We start from the raw sequence: 1531 nt of genomic DNA on the forward strand, positions 1-1531 counted from the left end.
TATGCAACCGGATTTACCAGGTCACACCCCCTACACGCTTAAACCGGGACAACCGTCGCCCGGCCAGCCTAGCCTTCTCCGTCCCCCCTTCGCAGTAACACCAAGTACAGGAATATTAACCTGTTTCCCATCGACTACGCTTTTCAGCCTCGCCTTAGGGGTCGACTCACCCTGCCCCGATTAACGTTGGACAGGAACCCTTGGTCTTCCGGCGAGCGGGCTTTTCACCCGCTTTATCGTTACTTATGTCAGCATTCGCACTTCTGATACCTCCAGCAACCCTCACAGGCCACCTTCAACGGCTTACAGAACGCTCCCCTACCCAACAACGCCTAAGCGTCGCTGCCGCAGCTTCGGTGCATGGTTTAGCCCCGTTACATCTTCCGCGCAGGCCGACTCGACCAGTGAGCTATTACGCTTTCTTTAAATGATGGCTGCTTCTAAGCCAACATCCTGGCTGTCTGTGCCTTCCCACATCGTTTCCCACTTAACCATGACTTTGGGACCTTAGCTGGCGGTCTGGGTTGTTTCCCTCTTCACGACGGACGTTAGCACCCGCCGTGTGTCTCCCGTGATAACATTCTTCGGTATTCGGAGTTTGCATCGGTTTGGTAAGCCGGGATGGCCCCCTAGCCGAAACAGTGCTCTACCCCCGAAGATGAGTTCACGAGGCGCTACCTAAATAGCTTTCGGGGAGAACCAGCTATCTCCCGGTTTGATTGGCCTTTCACCCCCAGCCACAAGTCATCCGCTAATTTTTCAACATTAGTCGGTTCGGTCCTCCAGTTAGTGTTACCCAACCTTCAACCTGCCCATGGCTAGATCACCGGGTTTCGGGTCTATACCTTGCAACTATTCGCCCAGTTAAGACTCGGTTTCCCTACGGCTCCCCTATACGGTTAACCTTGCTACAAAATATAAGTCGCTGACCCATTATACAAAAGGTACGCAGTCACACCACGAAGGTGCTCCCACTGCTTGTACGTACACGGTTTCAGGTTCTATTTCACTCCCCTCGCCGGGGTTCTTTTCGCCTTTCCCTCACGGTACTGGTTCACTATCGGTCAGTCAGGAGTATTTAGCCTTGGAGGATGGTCCCCCCATATTCAGACAGGATGTCACGTGTCCCGCCCTACTCATCGAACTCACGACCTGTGCATTTTAGTGTACGGGGCTATCACCCTTTGCTGCGCGACTTTCCAGACGCTTCCACTAACACACAAGCCGATTCAGGTTCTGGGCTCCTCCCCGTTCGCTCGCCGCTACTGGGGGAATCTCGGTTGATTTCTTTTCCTCGGGGTACTTAGATGTTTCAGTTCCCCCGGTTCGCCTCATGCCACTATGTATTCATGACATGATAGTGTGTCGAAACACACTGGGTTTCCCCATTCGGGTATCGCCGGTTATAACGGTTCATATCACCTTACCGACGCTTTTCGCAGATTAGCACGCCCTTCATCGCCTCTGACTGCCTAGGCATCCACCGTGTACGCTTAGTCACTTAACCTCACAACCCGAAGATGTTTCCATC

1 rRNA gene is annotated in these 1531 nt (G+C 53.2%); it reads right to left on the reverse strand.

Going from position 1 to position 1531, the window contains the following annotated elements:
• Positions 1-1507 (reverse strand): 23S ribosomal RNA (locus ACJ8HN_RS24195); the annotation flags it as partial.
• Positions 1508-1531: the final 24 nt, after the last annotated feature.

Origin of the sequence: Serratia sp. CY29653 (assembly GCF_052169255.1) — a bacterium.
Lineage (GTDB): Bacteria > Pseudomonadota > Gammaproteobacteria > Enterobacterales > Enterobacteriaceae > Serratia > Serratia sarumanii.